Annotated in this window: 2 protein-coding genes; one reads left to right on the forward strand and one right to left on the reverse strand. The window is 35.3% G+C overall.

Annotated elements, in window-relative coordinates; all coding sequences use genetic code 11:
- Nucleotides 1–130, reverse strand: a 130-nt coding sequence (locus AC1DRF_RS29335) for an NAD(P)H-dependent oxidoreductase (protein WP_335576211.1), incomplete at its 3' end; no start/stop codon positions are given.
- A 197-nt stretch (nt 131–327) separates the two neighbouring features.
- On the opposite strand from AC1DRF_RS29335, the gene AC1DRF_RS29340 reads away from it, so the two are divergent.
- Nucleotides 328–1,039, forward strand: a 712-nt coding sequence (locus tag AC1DRF_RS29340; protein WP_477742488.1) for an SDR family NAD(P)-dependent oxidoreductase, incomplete at its 3' end; no start/stop codon positions are given.

The following is a 1,039-nucleotide window of genomic DNA, read 5'->3' on the forward strand; positions in this document are numbered from 1 at the left end:
GGTCAATATGTACAACTTCGTCACTTGAATTGTGCTCTTTGTAAGCATCGATAAATGCTTTTCCAGTTGCCATACTGAATGATTGAGACTCATCGTGAGGATGAGCTGTAATATAAAGTACTTTTGCCACGTCTTATCATCTCTTTCTTGTTTGAAATAATGTACTGTCTTATCGTTATCACTCCCGTAAAAAACTATACGCGCTTTGTCAGGCAAGCTAAAAAAGAACGCAAGAAAGGGATGCCTATATAGAAAATAATGGTATAATAAATGTTTGAATATTTACATAACAAGTATTTCTAACAGAAGTAAATAAGAGGTGTCGAGATGAAAGAAAAATGGATAATGGTTACGGGTGCAGGTTCTGGAATTGGCAAAGAAATTGTAAAAGAGTGTGTGTCGAAGGGCTATTCAGTTATTGCTTGTGATATTAACGATGGAGCTTTGAAACAGCTAGCTGAAGATACAAAGGGCCATATTGAAACACACGTAGTAGATGTTAAAAAAGGAAACGATGTAAAAGATCTTTTTTACCAAATAAAAGATAAAAATTTGTATGGGTTAGTCAATAATGCGGGCGTATATTTAGGAAAAAATTTATTGGACTATGAAGAAAACGAAATAGATTTTGTGATGGACATTAATATTAAAGGATATGTTTATTTTTCCAAGTACTTTGGCGAATTATTAATGAAAAAAGAAACGGAAGGAGCGATTATTAATATATCCTCCGTGTCAGGAATGGAAGGAAGCTCCGATGCTATATATGGAATGTCTAAAGCAGCAATACTAGGATTAACCAAGAGCTGTGCGATGAATTTTTCTCCTTATATCCGGGTGAATGCCATAGCACCTACAATGGTAAATACCGATATGATGAAAAATATTCCAGAATGGCGCAAAAATGAATACATTGCTCATCAGCTGATTCCGAGCTTTGTTACGCCTCAAGACGTGGCAGATACGGTTCTTTTTTTACTGAGCCCTCAAGCAAAACATTATACAGGAGCCACTTTCGATTTAAATAGCGGATGTTATT

This window comes from Priestia sp. P5_B4 (assembly GCF_056400385.1).